Here is an 18,606-nt window from a genome sequence, read left to right on the forward strand (position 1 = left end):
TCCCACACGGGAGGTCGCCATGAATATGAACATCATGAACGTCGACTACAGCACCAAGATTCCGAACAATGTGAATCTCGCTGAGGATCGGCAGGTCCTCAAGGCGCTGGAGGGCTGGCATCCCGGCTATGTCGACTGGTGGAACGACATGGGCCCGGACGGATTCCAGCAGTCGCTGGTGTATCTGCGCACGGCCTATTCGGTCGATCCGCGCGGCTGGGCCAAGTTCGACTACGTGAAAATGCCGGACTATCGCTGGGGCATTCTCCTTGCCCCGCAGGAGGAAAACCGCGTCATTCCGTTCGGCGAGCATTATGGCGAGCCGGCCTGGCAGGAGGTGCCCGGCGAATACCGCGCGCTGATGCGCCGCCTGATCGTGATCCAGGGCGACACCGAGCCGGCCTCGGTCGAGCAGCAGCGCCATCTCGGCAAGACCGCGCCGTCCCTCTACGACATGCGCAACCTGTTCCAGGTCAATGTCGAGGAGGGCCGTCACCTCTGGGCGATGGTCTATCTGTTGCAGAAATATTTCGGCCGCGACGGCCGCGAGGAGGCCGACGAGCTGTTGCGCCGCCGCTCCGGCGACGCCGACAGCCCACGCATGCTGGGCGCCTTCAATGAGAAGACGCCGGATTGGCTGTCCTTCTTCATGTTCACCTACTTCACCGACCGCGACGGCAAGATGCAGCTGCATTCGCTCGCGCAGTCCGGCTTCGATCCGCTGTCGCGCACCTGCCGTTTCATGCTGACGGAGGAGGCGCACCATATGTTCGTCGGCGAAACCGGCGTCGGGCGCGTGATCCAGCGCACATGTGATGCGATGCGCGCGGCCGGGATCGACGACCCGACCGATGTCGCCAAGGTGCGCGCGCTCGGCGTCATTGATCTTCCGACCATTCAGAAGAAGCTGAACCTGCACTACACGCTGTCGCTCGACCTGTTCGGCTCGGAGGTCTCAACCAACGCAGCCAACGCCTTCAACGCCGGCATCAAGGGGCGCTATCACGAGACCCAGATCCAGGACGACCATCAGCTGAAGAACTCGACCTATCCGGTGCTGAAGCTGGTTGACGGCGAGATCAAGCGGGTCGACGAGCCGGCGCTGACCGCGCTCAACATGCGGCTGCGCGACGACTACTCGCAGGACTGCATCAAGGGGATGTTGCGCTGGAACAAGATCATCACCACGGCCGGCTACGATTTCCAGCTCAAGCTGCCGCATGTCGCCTTCCACCGCGCCATCGGCGAGTTCAAGGACGTCCGTGCGACGCCGGACGGCATCCTCATCGACGAGGGGACGTGGGCGAAGCGCAAGAGCGAGTGGTTGCCCTCGAGCGACGACGGCGCCTACATCGCCTCGCTGATGCAGCCGGTGACCGAGATCGGCGGCTTCGCGCCCTGGATCGCGCCGCCCAGGGTCGGGATCGACAACAAGCCCGGCGACTTCGAATATGTGAAGATCGAGTCGTAAGGCTTTAAGCCGTCTGTATTGAGGTCACCGCAACAAATGCTGTCGTCACCCGCGAAGCGGGTGATTCAGTAAACGCAGGCGGTAGTTGTCGAGACGACGTGCCAAATGGAAGCAGCACGGCGTACTGGATTCCCCGCCTGCGCGGGGAATGACGACTGATGATGTTGCGAAGGCTGGGCCTGACGTCTCGCTAAGCTTGGCTTCCTAAGCCGCATCCACCCGCCGGAAACCGTTCCACATCGCGGTCGCCGCGCCGGATGTCAGAACCGGTAGAACGCGCGCATCCTGGTAATGACCGTTGAGCGAGACTCGCGGCAATGCGGTGAGGCGACCCGCATTCGCCGGGAAGATCATGCCGGGACGGGTGGTGACCGCGGTTTTGAAGCCGGCGCCTGCAGCCAGCGCGAACTCGCGTGGGCCGGCTGCCGCGCGATCGCCATAGGGATAGGCCATGTGAAGCACCGGCCGCTGCAGCGCGGCCTCGATGCGCGCTCGGCTTCCGGCCATTTCCTGCAACGCCGTCTCTTCGCTGAGTTTGGCGAGATTGCAGTGACTTGCTGAATGCGCGCCGATCGTGACCAGCGGCTCGTCCGCAAAGGCCTTGAGCTCGTCCCACGACAGGCAGAGCTCACGGCAGATGGCGGCTTCGTCGATTCCATGTCGTGCGCACAACGCGCTGACCTCGCGTCCGAGGTCATGCTCGCTGGGCAGGCCGCGCAGCCAATCGTGCAACTGCTGGAAAGCCGTGCACTTGGCCGTTGCGTCTCTTGCATCCAGACGGGTCGGCGAGCCTCCGATGGTCGCCTCGATCACGTCGGCCTGTGCTACGACCATCTCGAGCGCGAGCCACCATAGTCGGCCCAAGCCTTCGGCAAATTCGCTGGTGACGAAGATCGTGAACGGCGCCTCGAACTCGCGCATCACGGGCAGTGCGAAATCGCGGTTGTCGCGATAGCCGTCGTCGAAGGTGAAGCAGGCAAAGCGTCTGGCGAAATCCCGTTCGACCAGCCGATGATGCAGCTCGTCGATCGTGATGATGTCGATCTCATGAGCCCGCAGATGGGCGAGCATCTCGCGCAAGAACTCCGGCGTGACTTCCAGGTGACAGTTCGGCTGAAAATCAACGTTGCGAGGCGGTCGCACGTGATGCAGCGTGAAGATGGCACCGACGCCGGCGAAGATCGGCCGCAGCCAGATATGGGCGCCGCTGAGGTACAGCGCTTCGAGGCCGGCGCGGATAAAGGTCTTACGAAATCGCTTCATCGGAAAGCGCGCGCTCAACTGGTGCGAATGTTGGGATCACAGCTCGCCTCACCACCTCTGCGCGAACTTCGGAAGCCCCACGGACACTCGCAAATGATATCGTTCCAGCGGAGCGGATTTGACGTTCGCGGCCTGCCTGCCGTGGTAGCGGATGCGAACGTCAAACCCAGAGCTCCACTGGCGCCGTCATTGACTCCAGATTCCCCGAGGCAGTTGCGGCAGATGACAGGGAATTCGGATGGACGACGAGGATGTAACGGGAACGTTAGCGACAAATCGTTGAAGAAACGGTTAGCCGGATCATTTGCCGCACCCCTCAAAAGGGCTGCGCATTTCCGGTTTGACAGGCCTGCAAGGGTTTGTTTTGTCTCCGTTTCCTGACCAGACGGGATGACGAATGCGTGGACTTTTCCGGTGGAGCGGCAAATGGTGGCCTGGAATCATCCCGTTGCTCATACTTTGGGGCTTCGCCGCCTGGGTCAGCACGGCGCCACTTGAAAATGATCTGAGCGCGCGGAGCGCCGCGGCCCTGAAAAGCGCCGTGCTGGACCGAACAAAGATCGCGGTCGATGGCCGCGACGTCAGCCTCGGCGCCTACGCCTTCTCCGAAGAGGGGCGCCGTGACGCGCTCGCATTGGTCGCTGCCGTGCCCGGTGTGCGGCTGGTCGACGACGAGACCCGTCTGGTGGCGGAAGCGAAGCCGTTCGTCTGGTCAGCCGAACGCGATGTGGTCAGGGTGACGCTCGGCGGCAATGCACCTCTGCCGGCGGTCAAGGCCAAGCTTTCGGAGGCGGCGCGTTCGGCGCTCAAGGGCGTCGAGGTCGCAGATCAGATGGCGCTTGCGCGCGGCGCGCCGCTGCGCTTCGAGGATGCCGCGCTGCTGCTGATCGGCCAGATCGGCAAGCTGAAGGACGGCAAATTCACGATCTCCGACGGAGATATCGCGCTGACGGGCATGGCGCGCGAGCTCGGCGGCCGCGAATCGCTCGCATTGGCACTGAAGGATCTGCCTGAGGGTTTCAAGATCGCCAGCAACGAGGTGAAGGCCCCGCCCTACATCTTCCAGGCCTACAAGGATCCGGTCGCCGTCACCGTGACCCTGTCCGGCAGCGTTCCCGACGAAAACATCCACGCCGTGGTGGTCGGTGCGGCGTCGCGCCGCTTCTTCAACGAAAAGGTCGTCGACAATCTCAAGACCAGCCTCGGTGCGCCGTCCGGCTTCGTCAATGCGGTGGTCCCGGCACTTGGAGCGCTGTCGCGGCTGTCGACCGGCACGCTGGCGGTCTCGGACCGGGAAATCAAATTGTCCGGCGATGCGCTGTATGACGAGGCGGCGCGGCAAATCCAATCTGGCCTCGCCAAGGACGTGCCGCAAGGCTGGCAGGTCAAGGCGGAGATTTCCGTCAAGCCCGCGGCTGCGCCCGTCGATGCGACGGTCTGTCAGCAGTTGTTCTCCGATCTGCTCGGCAAGGCCAGGATCCGCTTCGAGACCGGTCGCGCCGACATCGATCGCGACTCCGCCGGCTTGCTCGACCGCCTGGTCGAAATTGCGCTTCGATGCCCGTCGGCGAACATCGAAGTTGCCGGTCACACCGATGCCGAGGGCGAGGAGGCCGCCAATCAGGCGCTCTCGCAGAAGCGAGCGCAGGCGGTTGTCGATTATCTCGTCAAGGCGGGGCTGCCGGCCGACCGGTTTACGGCGGTCGGCTATGGCAGCACGCAGCCGGTCGCATCCAATGACACCGGCGAGGGGCGGGCCCAGAACCGGCGCATCGATTTCCTGGTGAGGTGACGGCCATGGCCTTTCTGATCGCATTTCATTGGGGCTGGTTATTGGGGGCGCTGTTGATCGGCCTCGCGATGGGCTGGGTGGCGGTAGTCCATCGCGGGCCCCGCGTGTCGCGCCCGGTGATGCTGGGGTTGTCAGCGCTCGCAATGGCTCTGGTCGCAATCGCCATCACGCATGTGGTGCCCGGGCGTCCTGGATACTGGCTCGAGCTCCTGCTCGTGATGTTCGTGCCCTATCTGCTCGGTTGCACGATCGGCTCCTGGCTGCGGGCGCTTGTGGTCGCCCGCAGTATGCGGCTGGGGGCTGCCGGCTGAATTGTCCTGCGGTCATTGCGCAGCGGCGGCGCCATGCCGCTCGCCCCGTCGGTTTGTGCTTGACATTAATACGTACGTACGTATTAATTGAGTCATGCCGAAGCCATCGCTCAAAGACGCCATCCTCGACGCCGGGCTCAGGGTCATGTTCCGGGCCGGCTATCATGGCTCCAGCGTGCGCGACGTCGTGCAGGAAGCGGGAGCCCCGCAGGGGTCGTTCACCAATCACTTCCGCTCCAAGGAGGCGTTCGCCAGCGAAGTGCTGGAGCGCTATTTTTCCCATGTGCAAGGGCTGGTCGCACTGGCGCTGGACGATACGTCACTGACGCCGCGGGCGCGGCTGCGGCGCTATCTCGACATCATCACGGGTCGGCTCGCGGCCGATGATTGGATGCGCGGCTGCCTGATCGGCGACCTCAGCCTGGAGGCGTCCGGGAACAGCGAGCTCCTGCGCGCCCAGCTCGACACGATCTTCAGAGCCTGGCGCACCCCGTTCGCCGCCTGCATCGCCGAGGCTCAGCAAGCGGGCGAGATCGCCGCGGACTTTGCTCCCGATGAGCTTGCCGAGTTCCTGCTCGCCTCCTGGCAGGGCGCGATGCTGCGCATGAAGGTGCAGCGCAGCCCAGCGGCGCTCGAGCGTTTCAAGACTATCGCCTTCAACACCGTCTTCAAGGAGCCATCATGACCGAGACTGCTCAATCCGGCCTCCATCGTCTGGACGTGCTCGACACCACCATGGCCTATCGGCAGATGGGCCGCACTGACGCGCCCGTCGCGCTGTTTTTGCACGGCAACCCGACTTCGTCCTACATCTGGCGCAACATCATGCCGCTGGTGGCGCCGGTGGCGCGCTGCATCGCACCCGATCTCGTCGGCTTTGGACAGTCCGGCAAACCGGATATCGGCTATCGCTTCTTCGACCAGGCCCGTTATCTCGATGCATTCGTCGATGGCCTCGGTCTGCGCTCGGCCTATCTGGTGGCGCAGGATTGGGGCACGGCGCTCGCTTTCCATCTCGCCGCGCGGCGCCCCTCCTTCGTGCGCGGGCTAGCGTTCATGGAGTTCATCCGGCCGATGGCGGACTGGTCGGATTTCGATCCCACGCACGGCGTTCGCGAGCAGACCTTCCGCAGGTTCAGGACGGCCGGCGAGGGCGAGGCGATGATCCTGGAAGGCAACGCCTTCGTCGAGCGGGTGCTGCCGGGTGGCGTGGTGCGCGCCTTGAGCGAGGACGAGATGGCGGCTTACCGCGCGCCATTCGCGACGCCTGACAGCCGCCGTCCGATGCTGGTGCTGCCGCGCGAACTGCCGATCGGCGGCGAGCCGGCCGACGTCGATCAAGCGCTCCGGACGGCGCACGCGGCCCTTGCTGCATCGCGCTATCCGAAGCTCCTGTTCGTGGGCGACCCCGGCGCATTGGTACCGCCATCCCGGGCGAAGGAATTTGCGGCATCGCTGCATAACATTGCGGTGATCCCACTTGGCGCGGGCCGGCATTTTCTGCAGGAAGATCATCCCGAGGCGATCGGTCGCTCTGTTGCCGGTTGGATCGCCGGCGTCGAGACGGCCACCGCGCTCGGCAATGCGGCCTAGTTCGCGCCACCGCTGACGCCCAAAGCGGTCGCGAACCGGCGCGGCCAGGGAGAGCGGACGTGCCTGTATTGACCGAACGGCTTGATGCCGTCGATTGGGAGGCGCTCGCCGCGCTCTATCGCGCCGCATCAATGGGCGACAAGTCGCCGGACGATCTCGCGCGGGTATTCGGCAACAGCATGTTCCGCGTGTTTGCGCTGGAGGCGGACCGCCTGGTGGGGGCCGGGCGCGTGCTGGCCGATGGCTGCGATTGTGCCTATCTCTGCGATGTCGCCGTCATGCCGGACCAGCAGGGCCGCGGGACTGGAACACAAATCATTGAGCGGCTGCTGCAGCTGTCAAAAGGCCATCGGAAGATTATCCTCTATGCCGTGCCGGGGAAGGAGGCCTTCTACCGACGTTTCGGTTTTCGCCGCATGACCACGGCGATGGCAGTCTTCGCCGATCAGGCGTCTGCGAGCGCGCGTGGTCTGTTGGAGCAGGACTGAGCGCGAGGACGTTCCCCGCAGAAGGGCCCAATGCAAGGGGACGTGAACGCGGCGATGCGAGATGCAATTCCAAGCGATCAGGCCGGCCGGGGTCCGCGCCGCTGGCTTCCGTGGTGCGCCCTCCGGAAACCTTCTGCTTCCCCTCATCCTCACAGAAGTTTAACCTGGAGCCGGCAGGCTAGGCGGCCCTCCCTGGGCTCATCCTGGGCTAATACGGTGTCGTCGCCCGTGCGGCAAAACGATGCATCGGATCGGTCAGAAGCTTGCTAAGTATACTGTATGTGCCCGTGTTTTGTTCACACCTGCCGAGTTCCCCAAGGGCCCGAAACGCGGTACGAGGGCCTTGCATGAGACATGGCGCGAACTGCCTGGATTCGCGTTTGTTCTCTGTGCGAGCTGTCGCGTTCCCGAGCGGACTTTCTCAAGCGGTTCGCCGGGTCACGGTTAGAGGTGTAGATGCTTGAAGCCATACGCGGAGCGACCTCTGTCCTGCGCCAGAAACAGGTGCTGCATAAGCTTGGAGTGATTATCAGCATCGCGGTGATCGTGATCGCATGCCGCGTGCTCTATCACATGCTGCGGGGCATCGACATCAGCGAGGTGCTCGAAGCGATCAAGAGCACGGAGCCGTACCAGATCGCGCTTGCGGCGCTATTCGTCGCGGCGGGCTATTTCACCCTGACCTTCTATGACCTTTTCGCGGTACGTGCGATCGGGCAGAGCCAGGTGCCGTACCGGGTCAACGCGCTCGCCGCCTTCACCAGCTATTCGATCGGCCACAATGTCGGGGCGAGCGTCTTCACCGGCGGCGCGGTGCGCTACCGGATCTATTCGGCTTATGGTCTGAATGCGATCGACGTCGCCAAGATCTGCTTCCTTGCCGGCCTGACGTTTTGGCTCGGCAATGCCGCGGTGCTCGGCCTCGGCATCACCTATCATCCGGAAGCCGCCGCTTCGATCGACCAGCTGCCGCCGTGGCTGAACCGCGTGGTGGCGATCGCGATCCTGCTCGCGCTGTTTGGCTACGTCGCCTGGGTCTGGACCAAGCCGCGCATGGTCGGCCGCGGTCCCTGGACGGTGATGCTGCCGGGCGGCCCGCTCACTTTGCTTCAGATCGCGATCGGGATCATCGATCTCGGCTTCTGCGCGCTCGCAATGTATGTGCTGGTCCCGGACGAACCCAACCTCGGCTTCGTTGTGGTCGCCGTGATCTTTGTCGCCGCGACGCTCCTGGGATTTGCGAGCCATTCGCCCGGCGGCCTGGGCGTGTTCGATGCCGCCATGCTGGTCGGCCTCTGGCAGATGGACCGGGAGGAGCTGCTTGCCGGCATGCTGCTGTTCCGAATGCTGTATTATCTCGCGCCCTTCGTCATATCTGTAATCTTGCTGACGTTTCGCGAGATTATTATCAGCGCTCGATCCAAACGGCTGCGTCAGGCGGCCCTGCATTTCGAGCCAGGGCGTGCGCCTGAAGCTGCTTATGTGACAGACCGAAGAGATCCCGGCGTTTGAAGGCGAGGGACGACCTGTCGATGCCGCAAATGCCCGTGGGGAACGGCGCTCGGGGATTTCGGCCAGAGGTCGCGGAGCCAAATCCCCGACATCACGTCTCGATCCGAAGTCGACATTGAGAAGTAATGGACGTGGCGCAGAGACCTGACAGCGGCGGGCGGATACACGAAGAGGCAGGTTCGATGGCCCTGGATGCTCCTTCACGGTCTTCCTCGCCCATCTTCTCGCCTTGGCCGGACCGGCTCCGGCATTCCGCGATCATCCTGCTGGCGGCGGCGCTCGCGCTGGGCGTGCTCGTGATGCGCGACGAGCTGCTGCCGTTTCGGGCCGCCGCGGTCTTCGTCTGCATCGCCGCAGCGGCGCTGGTGCCCTGGCGTCTGCACAGCGCTGTAGCCACGCGGGAGGATGTCCGCGGCACCAATCCGGTGGAAACGCCTGCGGTCAGCGCGGTGGTCGCTGGGATGTCCGATCCGGCGGTGCTGCTCGATCGCGCCGGCCGCGTCATCCACCTGAATGCCGCCGCCGCCCAGCTTGCTCCGGCGTTGCGCAAGAACGAGCTTGCGCAATTCGCATTGCGCTCGCCGGAAATCATCACTGCTCTGCGCGAGGCCATCGCCACTACCGAGCCCCGCCGAGCCACCTATCACGATCACGTGCCGGTTGACCGCTGGATGGAGCTGATCATCACCCCGGTCCCGGTCCCGACCGCCTTCGGCGGCACCGACAAGTGCATGCTGATGACCTTCCACGACCTCACGCCGCTGCGCCGGGTCGAGGAGATGCGGGCCGACTTCGTTGCCAATGCAAGTCACGAGCTGCGCACGCCGCTGGCGGCGCTGTCCGGCTTCATCGATACCCTGCAGGGGCCGGCCAAGGATGATCCCCGGGCGCGCGAGCGTTTCCTTGGGATCATGCACACCCAGGCCGGCCGCATGGCGCGCCTGATCGATGATCTCCTGTCGCTGTCGCGGGTCGAGCTCTCCGCGCATGTCCGCCCCGACGCGACGGTCGACCTGGTCCCGATCATTCACCAGGTGGCTGATGGCCTCGAGCCGCTGGCACGGGAGCGCCAGGTCGAGGTCGAGATCGATCTGCCGGAGACGCCGGTGACCATTGCCGGCGACCGGGAAGAGCTGTTGCGGCTGTTCGAGAACCTGATCGAGAACGCCCTCAAATACGGTGCATCGGGCGGGCGGGTGATTGTGTCGCTGACCTCGGCGGTATCAGGAGAGGGCATCCCGGAGATCCGGGTCAAGGTGCGTGATTTTGGTCCCGGTATTGCGCCCGAGCACCTGCCGCGGCTCACCGAACGCTTCTACCGGGTTGATGTCGGCGACAGTCGCGCGCAGGGCGGGACGGGCCTCGGATTGTCCCTGGTGAAACATATCCTTAACCGCCACCGTGGCCGTCTTTTGATCGAAAGCGTGCCCAAAAACGGAGCAACCTTCACCGCCTGTTTTCCCCAGCCGAAGCCGCCCTTCGGAGCATAAAATCAAGCTTTTCCAATAGGTTGGTGGTGTCATCCGACTGTCATCAAACCTTTATAAAAGCGGCAACGAGGCCTTTTAAAGGGGCCGGCGGGAGCGCGATCGGGCGCACGTGGCGCTTCGCTCCCCAAATGGGAGACCAGCAATGAATTTCGTTAAAGCTCTCGTCGCTGCCGGCCTGGTCGCCGCATCGACGTCGGCCTTCGCCGCCGACATCACCGGAGCGGGTGCGACGTTCCCGTTCCCGATCTATTCCAAGTGGGCCGACGCCTACAAGAAGGAGACGGGCAACGGTCTGAACTATCAGTCGATCGGCTCCGGCGGCGGCATCAAGCAGATCCAGGCCAAGACCGTGACCTTCGGTGCCAGCGACGCGCCGCTGAAGGCCGACCAGCTTGAGAAGGACGGCCTGGTACAGTGGCCGATGGTGATGGGCGGCATCGTGCCGGTCGTCAACCTCGAGGGCGTGAAGCCCGGTGAGATGGTGCTCGACGGTCAGACGGTGGCGGACATCTATCTTGGCAAGATCACCAAGTGGGATGACGCCGCGATCAAGAAGCTCAATCCGAGCGTCAAGCTGCCGTCCGACGCTATCGCAGTGGTGCGCCGCTCCGACGGCTCGGGCACGACCTTTAACTTCACCTACTACCTCTCCGAGGTCAGCCCCGACTGGAAGAGCAAGGTCGGCTTCAACACCGCCGTCGAGTGGCCGACCGGCGTCGGCGCCAAGGGCAACGAGGGGGTGTCCGGCAACATCAGCCAGACCAAGAACTCGATCGGCTATGTCGAGTACGCCTATGCCAAGCAGAACAAGCTGACCTACACCAAGATGGTCAACAAGGCCGGCAAGACCGTCGAGCCCACCGTCGAGGCCTTCCAGGCCGCCGCCGCGAACGCTGATTGGGCCCATGCTCCGGGCTATTACGTGATCCTGGCAAACCAGCCGGGCGACAAGTCCTGGCCGATGACGGCTGCGACCTTCATCCTGATGCACAAGCAGCCGGCCGACAAGGCGGCCTCCGACGAAGCCCTCAAGTTCTTCAAGTGGTCGTTCGAGAAGGGCGGCAAGATGGCCGAGGAGCTCGACTACATCCCGATGCCCGACAGCGTCGTGAAGATGATCGAGAAGACCTGGTCGGCGGACATCAAGAGCTAAGTCGTCTCAAGCGCAACCCCTCTCCCCGCCTCGGGAGAGGGGACCTTAAGTCCGCAAGTCCGAATACCGAACGATAAGTCTATCAAAACAGGGGGCTGACTTGGCAGAGATGGCCGTTCAAAGCGACGCGAGCACTGTCAGCGATGCCGCCGGCCCCTATGACCGCGCCCGGGCGCTGAGCGCCTTCAAGGTTGGCGACGTCACCTTCTACTGGATCACCCGCCTGTCGGCGATCTCGGTGCTGCTCATCCTCGGCGGCATCATCCTGTCGCTGATCGTCGGTGCCTGGCCGGCGATGAAGGAATATGGCTTCGAATTCCTGTGGACGCGCCGCTGGGCGCCGTCGGCCGACCCGCCCGTGCTGGGCGCGCTGGGCCCGATCTACGGCACGCTGGTGTCCTCCTTCATCGCGATGCTGATTGCCATTCCGGTTGGCCTCGGCATTGCGATCTTCCTCACCGAGCTTTGCCCGCAATGGCTGCGCCGCCCGATCGGCATCGCCGTCGAGCTGCTCGCCGGCATCCCCTCGATCATCTACGGCATGTGGGGCTTCTTCGTGCTGGGGCCGTTCCTGGCCTATACGTTCCAGCCGTTCATGATCAGCCTGTGCGCCAATATTCCGATCCTGCGGGATATCTTCGCGGGACCGCCGTCCTATCTCAGCCTGTTCAATGCCTCGCTGATCCTTGCGATCATGGTGCTGCCCTTCATCACTTCGATCTCGGTCGACGTGTTCAAGACCGTGCCTCCGGTGTTGAAGGAGGCTGCCTACGGCGTCGGGTGCACCACCTGGGAGGTGGTCCGTAGCGTGGTGATTCCTTACACCCGCGTCGGCGTCATCGGCGGCGTCATGCTGGCGCTCGGCCGGGCGCTTGGCGAAACCATGGCCGTCACCTTCATCATCGGTAACTCGTTCCGCATCTCCTCGTCGATCTTCGCTCCGGGCACCACGATCTCCGCGGCGATCGCATCCGAATTCCAGGAGAGCGACGGGCTGCACCAATCGGCCCTGATCCTGCTTGGTCTGTTGCTGTTCGTTCTCACCTTCTTCGTGCTGGCCGCCGCACGGCTGATGCTGCTGCGTCTCGAAGCCAAGGCCGGAAAGTAGGGCTGAGGAAATAGTGATGACATCCGTCGATACGCCCATCAATCCGGTCAACCCGATCTATGGCCGGCGCCGCCGCAAGGATATCTTCGTTCGCGGCCTGTGCGTGCTGGCCGCGCTGTTTGGCGTCACCTGGCTCGCGCTGATCCTGATCGATCTCCTGTATCAGGGCCTCGCGGGCCTCACCCTGCAGGTCTTCACCACCGATACGCCGCCGCCGGGATCGAGCGACGGCGGTCTCCGCAATGCCATCGTCGGCTCGGTCATCATGACCATTATCGGCGTCGGCATTGGGGCGCCGCTCGGCCTGTTCGCCGGCACCTACCTTGCCGAATATGGCCGCCACGACCGGCTCACCTCGGTGATCCGGTTCATCAACGACATCCTGCTCTCGGCGCCCTCGATCATCATCGGTCTGTTCGTCTACGGCGCGGTCGTGGTTCCAATGCGCGGCTTCTCGGCCATCGCGGGCTGTCTGGCGCTCGCCGTGATCGTGATCCCGGTCGTGCTGCGGACCACCGAGGACATGCTGCTGCTGGTGCCCAATCCGCTGCGCGAGGCGGCTTCCGCGCTTGGCCTGCCGCGGTCGCTGGTGATCCGGCGCATCGCCTATCGCGCCGCGCGTTCGGGCCTGATCACGGGCGTGCTGCTGGCCACGGCGCGCGTCGCCGGCGAGACCGCGCCGCTTCTGTTCACCGCGCTGTCGAACCAGTTCTGGAGCCTCGATCTCACCCACACGATGGCCAATCTGCCCGTAACCATCAACAACTTCGTCCAGAGCCCCTATGCCTATTGGAAACAGCTGGCCTGGAGCGGAGCCCTTCTGATCACCTTGACCGTGCTTGCCCTGAATATCAGCGCGCGCATTCTGGGCGCCGAGAGGAGCGCAAAATGACCGACATGTCCGTTTCCGTGTCCAGCCCGGCGGGCGCCATTCCGAACAAATCCCTGCCGGACGCCCCGGCGAAGGTGACTGTCCGGAACCTGAACTTCTACTACGGCGATCACCATGCGCTGAAGAACATCAACCTGTCGCTAGGGACGAACCGGGTCACGGCCTTCATCGGCCCGTCCGGCTGCGGCAAATCCACGCTGCTGCGCATCTTCAATCGGATGTACGACCTCTATCCGGGTCAGCGTGCTGAAGGCCAGCTGATGCTGGACAAGACCGATATTCTCGACCCCAAGCTGGATTTGAATCTGCTGCGCGCTCGTGTCGGCATGGTTTTCCAGAAGCCGACGCCGTTCCCGATGACCATCTACGAGAATATCGCCTTCGGCATCCGCCTCTATGAGAAGATCTCGAAATCGGAGATGGATGACCGGGTCGAGAAGGCGCTGCGCGGCGGTGCGCTCTGGAACGAGGTGAAGGACAAGCTGAACGCGTCGGGCCTCAGCCTGTCTGGCGGCCAGCAGCAACGTCTTTGCATCGCCCGTACTGTCGCGGTTCGGCCCGAGGTGATCCTGTTCGACGAGCCGTGCTCGGCACTGGACCCGATCTCGACCGCCAAGGTCGAGGAGCTGATCCAGGAATTGAGCGAGAACTACACGATCGCGATCGTCACTCATAATATGCAGCAGGCGGCGCGCGTCTCCGACAAGACCGCCTTCATGTATCTCGGCGAGTTGATCGAGTTCGACGATACCAGCAAGATCTTCACCTCGCCGAGCGATCGGCGAACCCAGGACTACATCACGGGCCGTTTCGGCTGAGGCCGGATCGGAACGTTCGTCCGTTCGCGTAGCCCCCTTGCATCGGATCGGCAGGGGGCAGTCCGCTTAAAACAGTCAATGCGGTCCGGCACGGTATGCGTCCCCACTGTCTTGGGCGGTGGGCTAGGGCAATGAGGGCTGAATTGACGCAACGGAACACGACGCATTGCCGAGGAGAGAGACATGGCCAGTGAACATACCGTCAAGGCGTTCGATAGTGATCTTCAGGAACTGACCCGGTTGGTCGCAGAGATGGGCGGCCTGGCCGAGCGGCTGATCGTCGACTCCGTCGACGCGCTGGTGCGGCGGGACATCGCGCTCGGTGAGCGCGTGATCGCGGCCGATGGCGAGATTGACAATCTGCAGCGGCTGATCGAGGAGCGCGCGGTGCTGACGATCGCGCGCCGGCAGCCGATGGCGGTGGACCTGCGCGAGATCGTCGGTGCGATGCGGGTTGCCACCGATCTTGAGCGGATCGGCGATCTCGCCAAGAATATCGGCAAGCGGGTCGCGGCGCTGGAGAGTGATTTCCATCCCCTGAAGCTGATCCGTGGGCTCGAGCATATGACCGACCTCGTGCAGTCGCAGGTCAAGTCGGTGCTGGATGCTTATGCCGCCCATGACCTGCCGGCGGCGATGACGGTCTGGAAGAGCGATGAGGAGGTCGATGCCATCTGCACCTCGCTGTTCCGCGAGCTGCTGACCTACATGATGGAAGATCCCCGCAACATCTCGTTCTGCATCCACCTGATGTTCTGCGCCAAGAACATCGAGCGGATCGGCGATCACGCCACCAACATTGCGGAAACCGTGTTCTACATGATCGAGGGCCAGCAGATGGTCGACAAGCGACCGAAGGGTGACATGACGTCCTTCGCCGTTACCGCCCCCGGCAACTGAGAGAGAAGCTGACCGATGAGTGCGCGCATTCTGGTTGTGGAAGACGAGGAAGCGCTGACCACGTTGCTGCGCTATAATCTGGAAACCGAGGGCTACGAGGTCGAGACGGTCGCGCGTGGCGACGATGCCGACACCCGGCTCAAGGAGCGGGTGCCCGATCTCGTGGTGCTCGACTGGATGCTGCCGGGGCTGTCCGGGATCGAGCTGTGCCGCCGCCTGCGCGCGCGGCCGGAGACCAAGCAGCTGCCGATCATCATGCTGACGGCGCGCGGTGAGGAGAGCGAGCGCGTCCGCGGGCTCGCCACCGGAGCGGACGACTACATCGTCAAGCCGTTCTCGGTGCCCGAGCTTCTGGCGCGCGTCAAAGGCCTGCTGCGTCGCGCGAGCCCCGAGCGGCTCGCCACAGTGCTCGCCTATGGCGACATCGAGCTCGACCGCGAGAAGCGCCGCGTCGCGCGTTCAGGGCGGCCGATCGATCTGGGCCCGACCGAATATCGGCTGCTCGAATTCTTCCTCGAGCATCCGGGTCGTGTGTTCAGCCGCGAGCAGCTGCTCGATAGCGTCTGGGGACGCGACATCTATATCGACGAGCGCACGGTGGACGTTCATATCGGCCGCTTGCGCAAGCTGCTCAATCCGGGTCGCGAGCAGGATCCGATCCGCACCGTGCGCGGTGCCGGCTACGCGCTCGACGATCGATTTGCCAAAGCGGAGTCGTAGCGCTCAGTCCGCCACCGCAGCCATCAGGATCAGAAAGATCAGGCGGAGCCGTTTTGGCTCCGCCTTTTTCTTGCGACCGCGGGTTGCATCTGTTCAAGCGAGTCCGCGAACGATCGGCGGGCTTACGTGCCGGACGACTGATAGGCTGCGCGATCGCGCCCCTCGAAAAGACCCCGGACCGATCCGGGAGTTGCCGACTGGTCGGTCGAACGCTTCTTGCGCGCATCGTGTTTACAACTTGTCACAAACCTGGTGCGCCCGATTGTGACGATGATATGATCCCCGCGGGTTGGGGGTGGCGTCATGGGGCGTGGGTATACGATCTTCGATACGTTGGTCGGTCGTTGCGGCATTGTCTGGAGCGACGTTGGCATCATCGGCGTTCAATTACCGGAGACGCGGGAGATCGAGACGCGCCGGCGATTGTTCCGGCAATTTCCCGAAACCCGCGAATTGGCCCCGCCCCCAAATGCCGAGTCCGCTATCGACGCCATCGTGATGATACTGCGTGGGCAGCCTGCGGATTTTGCCGACGTCAGCCTCGACATGACCGGGATCACCCCGTTCAATCAGCGCGTGTATGACTATATCCGCCGCATTCCGCGTAGCGAAACCCGCGAGCCGGGCGAGATTGCAGCCAGCCTGCATGCCACGGGAGCGTTCTACTCGGTGGCCCAGGCGCTGGCGAAAAATCCGCTTCCGCTGATCGTACCTTGCCATCGTGTACTGGCCGCAAACGGGATCGAAAAAGCCTCGCCGAACCGAGGCGCGATCTCGCAGCGCCGGCTGCTGTCGCTCGAAGGTGCCGGGGCGCAGACAGGGATGACTTTGTTCGACGCGCTGCTGGCGGTTGATCGGCCGCGCGCCACGCACTAGATCGAGCGGATGGCCACAACCATCCTGCTGACCAGCCGCTCCGTAACCGTCTCCGAGTTCCGCTGCACTGCAGTGTCGGGTGAGCTGCCCTATGCCGAGCAGTTTGGCAGCCATTCGGTCTCCTATGTGCGCAAGGGCAGTTTCGGCTGCCATCACCGCGGTCGCTTTTTCGAGCTCGTCACCGGCTCTATCCTGATCGGGCATCCCGGCGACGAGTTCACGTGCACGCATGATCATGTCTGTGGCGATGAGTGCCTGTCGTTCTTTCTTGCGCCGGAGCTGGTCGAGGAGATCGGCGGCAGCAGGGACGTTTGGCAGGCCGGCGCCGTACCGCCGCTGCCGGAACTGATGGTGATTGGCGAGCTGGCTCAGGCCGCGGCTGCCGGTAGCAGCGATCTCGGCCTCGACGAGGTCGGCCATCTGTTCGCCAGCCGGTTCGTGGCGGCCATCGCCGGCAAGTCGCCTAATCCGGCTGTCGCCGCCGGGCGTGTTCGCCGCCGCGCGGTCGAGACCGCGCTATGGATCGACGCCAATTCGCATCGCGCGATCGACCTCGAGGATGCTGCGCATCAGGCCGGCCTCAGCCCATTTCATTTTCTCAGACTGTTTGCGGCCACGCTTGGTGTCACGCCGCACCAATATCTGGTTCGTTCTCGGCTGCGCCATGCTGCGCGGCGGCTCAGCGAAGACGATGCGCCCGTCACCGACATCGCTTACGACGTCGGCTTCGCCGATCTCTCCAACTTTACCCGCACTTTCACGCGCGCAGCGGGTGTTTCGCCCTTGCGGTTCCGCAAGGCCTCGCGCGGCATGCGCAAGATTCTCCAAGAAGGCTTGAGCCGGCATTGATTAGGTGATCGCCAGCGCCGCGCGATTGTCGCGCGCGAGGAATGGAGATCACCAATGTACGATCATATCGGCCTGAGAGTGAGCAGCCTCGATGCCAGTGTGCGGTTTTATTCGGCCGCGCTGGCGCCGCTTGGCCATGTCCTGTGTTCGAAGGACGAGACCTCTGCCGGCTTGGGCCCGAAAGGTGCGCCGGCGCTGTGGCTGTACCTGAAGAAGGGCGAGCGGCAGGCCGGTGCGCATATTGCGTTCCGCGCGCCGGATCATACTGCCGTGAGCAAATTCTACACTGAAGGCCTCAAGGCTGGCGGCAGCGACAACGGCGGGCCCGGGCCACGCCTCGACTACAGCCCGACCTACTACGCTGCGTTTCTGATCGATCCCGACGGCAACAATGTCGAAGCGGTCTGTGCCTGAATCGGAGTGCGTATCATGGCATCCATTCACAAGGACATTCCGATCGATGCGCCGGCCGCCATCGCCTGGGACGCAGTGCGCGATTTCGCCGCCGTGCATACGCGGCTGGCGCCAGGTTTCGTGCTTGACGCGAAGCTTGATGGCGACGTGCGCATCCTGACCTTCGCCAACGGGAGCGTGGCGCGCGAGAGGCTGGTCGATTGCGACGAGACGCGACGGCGTCTGGTTTATTCCGTTGGACATGAGCGCATCGCGCAGCACAGCGCGTCGGTCCAGATCTTTCCTGACGGCGAGACGCGGTGTCGCATGGTCTGGATCACCGACGTGCTGCCGCACGAGATCGCGCCCTATATCGATGGGCAGATGGAGCTCGGCGCGGCGGCCATGCAGAAGGCTTTGGGAGGCCGACGCTCATGACCTCATCCGCGTTTCTCGACGCGCTGGGCGCGACCGGCCCTTCGGCCGATCGTGCCGGCAAGATGGACCTCTACGGCCGCTTCATCGGCTCCTGGGAGCTCGACGTCACGCATTTCCCGGAAAACGCGCCCGCGCGGCGGCGCAATGGCGAGTGGCATTTCGGATGGGTGCTCGAGGGGCGCGCGATCCAGGACGTCTGGATCGTGCCGTCCCGCGGGCAGCGAGATCCGGCGCTGCCGGGCCCTTACGGCACGACGCTGCGCATCTACGACACCAGTCTTGATGCCTGGCGCATCCAATGGTCCGATCCCGTCAGCCAGATCTTCCTGCAGATGATCGGCCGCGCCGAAGGGCCCGACATCGTGCAGCTTGGCACGGACGAGAACGGGCGGCTGATCCGCTGGAGCTTTCGCGAGATCACGGAGGCGTCGTTTCTCTGGCGCGGCGAGAGCTCGGCCGACCAGGGCGCACATTGGCGGCTGGTGACGGAGTTCATGGCGCGTCGTCGTCGGATGTGAGTGCGCCGCCGCAGGCGCAGC

Annotated in this window: 20 protein-coding genes; 19 read left to right on the forward strand and 1 reads right to left on the reverse strand. The window is 63.8% G+C overall.

From position 1 onward, the window contains the following. The first annotated feature begins 19 nt into the window (after positions 1 to 19). Entirely contained in the window at positions 20 to 1,471 is a 1,452-nt protein-coding gene (boxB, locus tag ACQR1W_RS05515; RefSeq protein WP_434849866.1) for a benzoyl-CoA 2,3-epoxidase subunit BoxB, read from the forward strand. 204 nt (positions 1,472 to 1,675) lie between these two features. Here boxB and ACQR1W_RS05520 read toward each other — a convergent pair whose 3' ends face one another. Next, positions 1,676 to 2,734, reverse strand: coding sequence for a polysaccharide deacetylase family protein (locus ACQR1W_RS05520; RefSeq protein ID WP_434849867.1), 1,059 nt, complete (start codon positions 2,732 to 2,734; stop codon positions 1,676 to 1,678). A 397-nt stretch (positions 2,735 to 3,131) separates the two neighbouring features. Between ACQR1W_RS05520 and ACQR1W_RS05525 the strand changes: the two genes are divergently transcribed. The 18 genes from ACQR1W_RS05525 to ACQR1W_RS05610 all read left to right on the forward strand — a co-directional run bounded on the left by ACQR1W_RS05525 (position 3,132) and on the right by ACQR1W_RS05610 (position 18,585). After that, on the forward strand, positions 3,132 to 4,526 hold the full coding sequence (locus ACQR1W_RS05525) for an OmpA family protein (RefSeq protein ID WP_434849868.1): 1,395 nt from the start codon (positions 3,132 to 3,134) through the stop codon (positions 4,524 to 4,526). Between the two features lie 5 nt (positions 4,527 to 4,531). After that, complete coding sequence (locus tag ACQR1W_RS05530; RefSeq protein ID WP_434849869.1) at positions 4,532 to 4,837, forward strand: hypothetical protein; 306 nt, start codon at positions 4,532 to 4,534, stop codon at positions 4,835 to 4,837. Between the two features lie 94 nt (positions 4,838 to 4,931). Beyond that, positions 4,932 to 5,522 carry a TetR family transcriptional regulator C-terminal domain-containing protein gene (locus ACQR1W_RS05535; RefSeq protein WP_434849870.1) on the forward strand — a complete coding sequence of 197 codons (591 nt, stop codon included), beginning with the start codon at positions 4,932 to 4,934 and terminating at the stop codon, positions 5,520 to 5,522. Further along, positions 5,519 to 6,430, forward strand: coding sequence for a haloalkane dehalogenase (locus ACQR1W_RS05540; protein ID WP_434849871.1), 912 nt, complete (start codon positions 5,519 to 5,521; stop codon positions 6,428 to 6,430). Before ACQR1W_RS05535 ends, ACQR1W_RS05540 begins: the two co-directional genes overlap by 4 nt. 59 nt (positions 6,431 to 6,489) lie before the next feature. Further along, a complete protein-coding gene (locus ACQR1W_RS05545; protein ID WP_434849872.1) occupies positions 6,490 to 6,918 on the forward strand; it encodes a GNAT family N-acetyltransferase in 429 nt (142 codons plus the stop codon). A 456-nt stretch (positions 6,919 to 7,374) separates the two neighbouring features. Then, entirely contained in the window at positions 7,375 to 8,430 is a 1,056-nt protein-coding gene (locus ACQR1W_RS05550) for a lysylphosphatidylglycerol synthase domain-containing protein (protein ID WP_434849873.1), read from the forward strand. Between the two features lie 182 nt (positions 8,431 to 8,612). Then, on the forward strand, positions 8,613 to 9,920 hold the full coding sequence (locus tag ACQR1W_RS05555; protein ID WP_008972602.1) for a sensor histidine kinase: 1,308 nt from the start codon (positions 8,613 to 8,615) through the stop codon (positions 9,918 to 9,920). 142 nt (positions 9,921 to 10,062) lie between these two features. Next, entirely contained in the window at positions 10,063 to 11,073 is a 1,011-nt protein-coding gene (pstS, locus tag ACQR1W_RS05560; protein WP_434849874.1) for a phosphate ABC transporter substrate-binding protein PstS, read from the forward strand. Positions 11,074 to 11,182: 109 nt separating this feature from the next. Then, positions 11,183 to 12,181 (forward strand): phosphate ABC transporter permease subunit PstC, encoded by a 999-nt coding sequence (gene pstC, locus ACQR1W_RS05565; protein ID WP_035983082.1) that lies wholly within the window; start codon positions 11,183 to 11,185, stop codon positions 12,179 to 12,181. Between the two features lie 16 nt (positions 12,182 to 12,197). Next, positions 12,198 to 13,073: a phosphate ABC transporter permease PstA gene (gene pstA, locus ACQR1W_RS05570; protein ID WP_008972605.1), complete on the forward strand. Its 876-nt coding sequence runs from the start codon at positions 12,198 to 12,200 to the stop codon at positions 13,071 to 13,073. Then, positions 13,070 to 13,891 carry a phosphate ABC transporter ATP-binding protein PstB gene (gene pstB, locus ACQR1W_RS05575; RefSeq protein WP_035983084.1) on the forward strand — a complete coding sequence of 274 codons (822 nt, stop codon included), beginning with the start codon at positions 13,070 to 13,072 and terminating at the stop codon, positions 13,889 to 13,891. Before pstA ends, pstB begins: the two co-directional genes overlap by 4 nt. Positions 13,892 to 14,074: 183 nt before the next feature. Then, entirely contained in the window at positions 14,075 to 14,791 is a 717-nt protein-coding gene (gene phoU, locus ACQR1W_RS05580) for a phosphate signaling complex protein PhoU (RefSeq protein WP_008972607.1), read from the forward strand. A gap of 15 nt (positions 14,792 to 14,806) precedes the next feature. Next, entirely contained in the window at positions 14,807 to 15,511 is a 705-nt protein-coding gene (phoB, locus tag ACQR1W_RS05585) for a phosphate regulon transcriptional regulator PhoB (protein WP_008972608.1), read from the forward strand. Positions 15,512 to 15,814: 303 nt separating this feature from the next. Then, positions 15,815 to 16,387 (forward strand): methylated-DNA--[protein]-cysteine S-methyltransferase, encoded by a 573-nt coding sequence (locus ACQR1W_RS05590; protein ID WP_434849875.1) that lies wholly within the window; start codon positions 15,815 to 15,817, stop codon positions 16,385 to 16,387. Between the two features lie 9 nt (positions 16,388 to 16,396). Next, the gene (locus ACQR1W_RS05595) at positions 16,397 to 17,236 is read left to right on the forward strand and encodes a helix-turn-helix transcriptional regulator (RefSeq protein ID WP_434849876.1); all 840 of its coding nucleotides are present in this window, start codon (positions 16,397 to 16,399) and stop codon (positions 17,234 to 17,236) included. 54 nt (positions 17,237 to 17,290) lie between these two features. Further along, a complete protein-coding gene (locus ACQR1W_RS05600) occupies positions 17,291 to 17,650 on the forward strand; it encodes a VOC family protein (protein ID WP_434849877.1) in 360 nt (119 codons plus the stop codon). 15 nt (positions 17,651 to 17,665) lie between these two features. Further along, the gene (locus tag ACQR1W_RS05605) at positions 17,666 to 18,067 is read left to right on the forward strand and encodes an SRPBCC family protein (protein ID WP_434849878.1); all 402 of its coding nucleotides are present in this window, start codon (positions 17,666 to 17,668) and stop codon (positions 18,065 to 18,067) included. Beyond that, positions 18,064 to 18,585 (forward strand): hypothetical protein, encoded by a 522-nt coding sequence (locus tag ACQR1W_RS05610; protein ID WP_434849879.1) that lies wholly within the window; start codon positions 18,064 to 18,066, stop codon positions 18,583 to 18,585. Before ACQR1W_RS05605 ends, ACQR1W_RS05610 begins: the two co-directional genes overlap by 4 nt. Positions 18,586 to 18,606 lie beyond the last annotated feature (21 nt).

The sequence above is a fragment of the Bradyrhizobium sp. HKCCYLS1011 genome, assembly GCF_051167795.1.
In the GTDB taxonomy this organism is placed as follows: Bacteria; Pseudomonadota; Alphaproteobacteria; order Rhizobiales; family Xanthobacteraceae; genus Bradyrhizobium.

Bases quoted from the DNA above. Each gene is read 5' to 3' on its own strand.
- phoB (WP_008972608.1), top strand. From the start codon at position 14,807: ATGAGTGCGCGCATTCTGGTTGTGGAAGACGAGGAAGCGCTGACCACG.
- ACQR1W_RS05600 (WP_434849877.1), top strand. From the start codon at position 17,291: ATGTACGATCATATCGGCCTGAGAGTGAGCAGCCTCGATGCCAGTGTG.
- ACQR1W_RS05540 (WP_434849871.1), top strand. From the start codon at position 5,519: ATGACCGAGACTGCTCAATCCGGCCTCCATCGTCTGGACGTGCTCGAC.
- ACQR1W_RS05610 (WP_434849879.1), top strand. From the start codon at position 18,064: ATGACCTCATCCGCGTTTCTCGACGCGCTGGGCGCGACCGGCCCTTCG.
- ACQR1W_RS05530 (WP_434849869.1), top strand. From the start codon at position 4,532: ATGGCCTTTCTGATCGCATTTCATTGGGGCTGGTTATTGGGGGCGCTG.
- ACQR1W_RS05595 (WP_434849876.1), top strand. From the start codon at position 16,397: ATGGCCACAACCATCCTGCTGACCAGCCGCTCCGTAACCGTCTCCGAG.
- ACQR1W_RS05590 (WP_434849875.1), top strand. From the start codon at position 15,815: ATGGGGCGTGGGTATACGATCTTCGATACGTTGGTCGGTCGTTGCGGC.
- phoU (WP_008972607.1), top strand. From the start codon at position 14,075: ATGGCCAGTGAACATACCGTCAAGGCGTTCGATAGTGATCTTCAGGAA.
- pstB (WP_035983084.1), top strand. From the start codon at position 13,070: ATGACCGACATGTCCGTTTCCGTGTCCAGCCCGGCGGGCGCCATTCCG.
- ACQR1W_RS05605 (WP_434849878.1), top strand. From the start codon at position 17,666: ATGGCATCCATTCACAAGGACATTCCGATCGATGCGCCGGCCGCCATC.
- pstA (WP_008972605.1), top strand. From the start codon at position 12,198: ATGACATCCGTCGATACGCCCATCAATCCGGTCAACCCGATCTATGGC.
- pstS (WP_434849874.1), top strand. From the start codon at position 10,063: ATGAATTTCGTTAAAGCTCTCGTCGCTGCCGGCCTGGTCGCCGCATCG.
- ACQR1W_RS05535 (WP_434849870.1), top strand. From the start codon at position 4,932: ATGCCGAAGCCATCGCTCAAAGACGCCATCCTCGACGCCGGGCTCAGG.
- ACQR1W_RS05520 (WP_434849867.1), bottom strand. From the start codon at position 2,734: ATGAAGCGATTTCGTAAGACCTTTATCCGCGCCGGCCTCGAAGCGCTG.
- ACQR1W_RS05555 (WP_008972602.1), top strand. From the start codon at position 8,613: ATGGCCCTGGATGCTCCTTCACGGTCTTCCTCGCCCATCTTCTCGCCT.
- ACQR1W_RS05550 (WP_434849873.1), top strand. From the start codon at position 7,375: ATGCTTGAAGCCATACGCGGAGCGACCTCTGTCCTGCGCCAGAAACAG.
- boxB (WP_434849866.1), top strand. From the start codon at position 20: ATGAATATGAACATCATGAACGTCGACTACAGCACCAAGATTCCGAAC.
- pstC (WP_035983082.1), top strand. From the start codon at position 11,183: ATGGCCGTTCAAAGCGACGCGAGCACTGTCAGCGATGCCGCCGGCCCC.
- ACQR1W_RS05525 (WP_434849868.1), top strand. From the start codon at position 3,132: ATGCGTGGACTTTTCCGGTGGAGCGGCAAATGGTGGCCTGGAATCATC.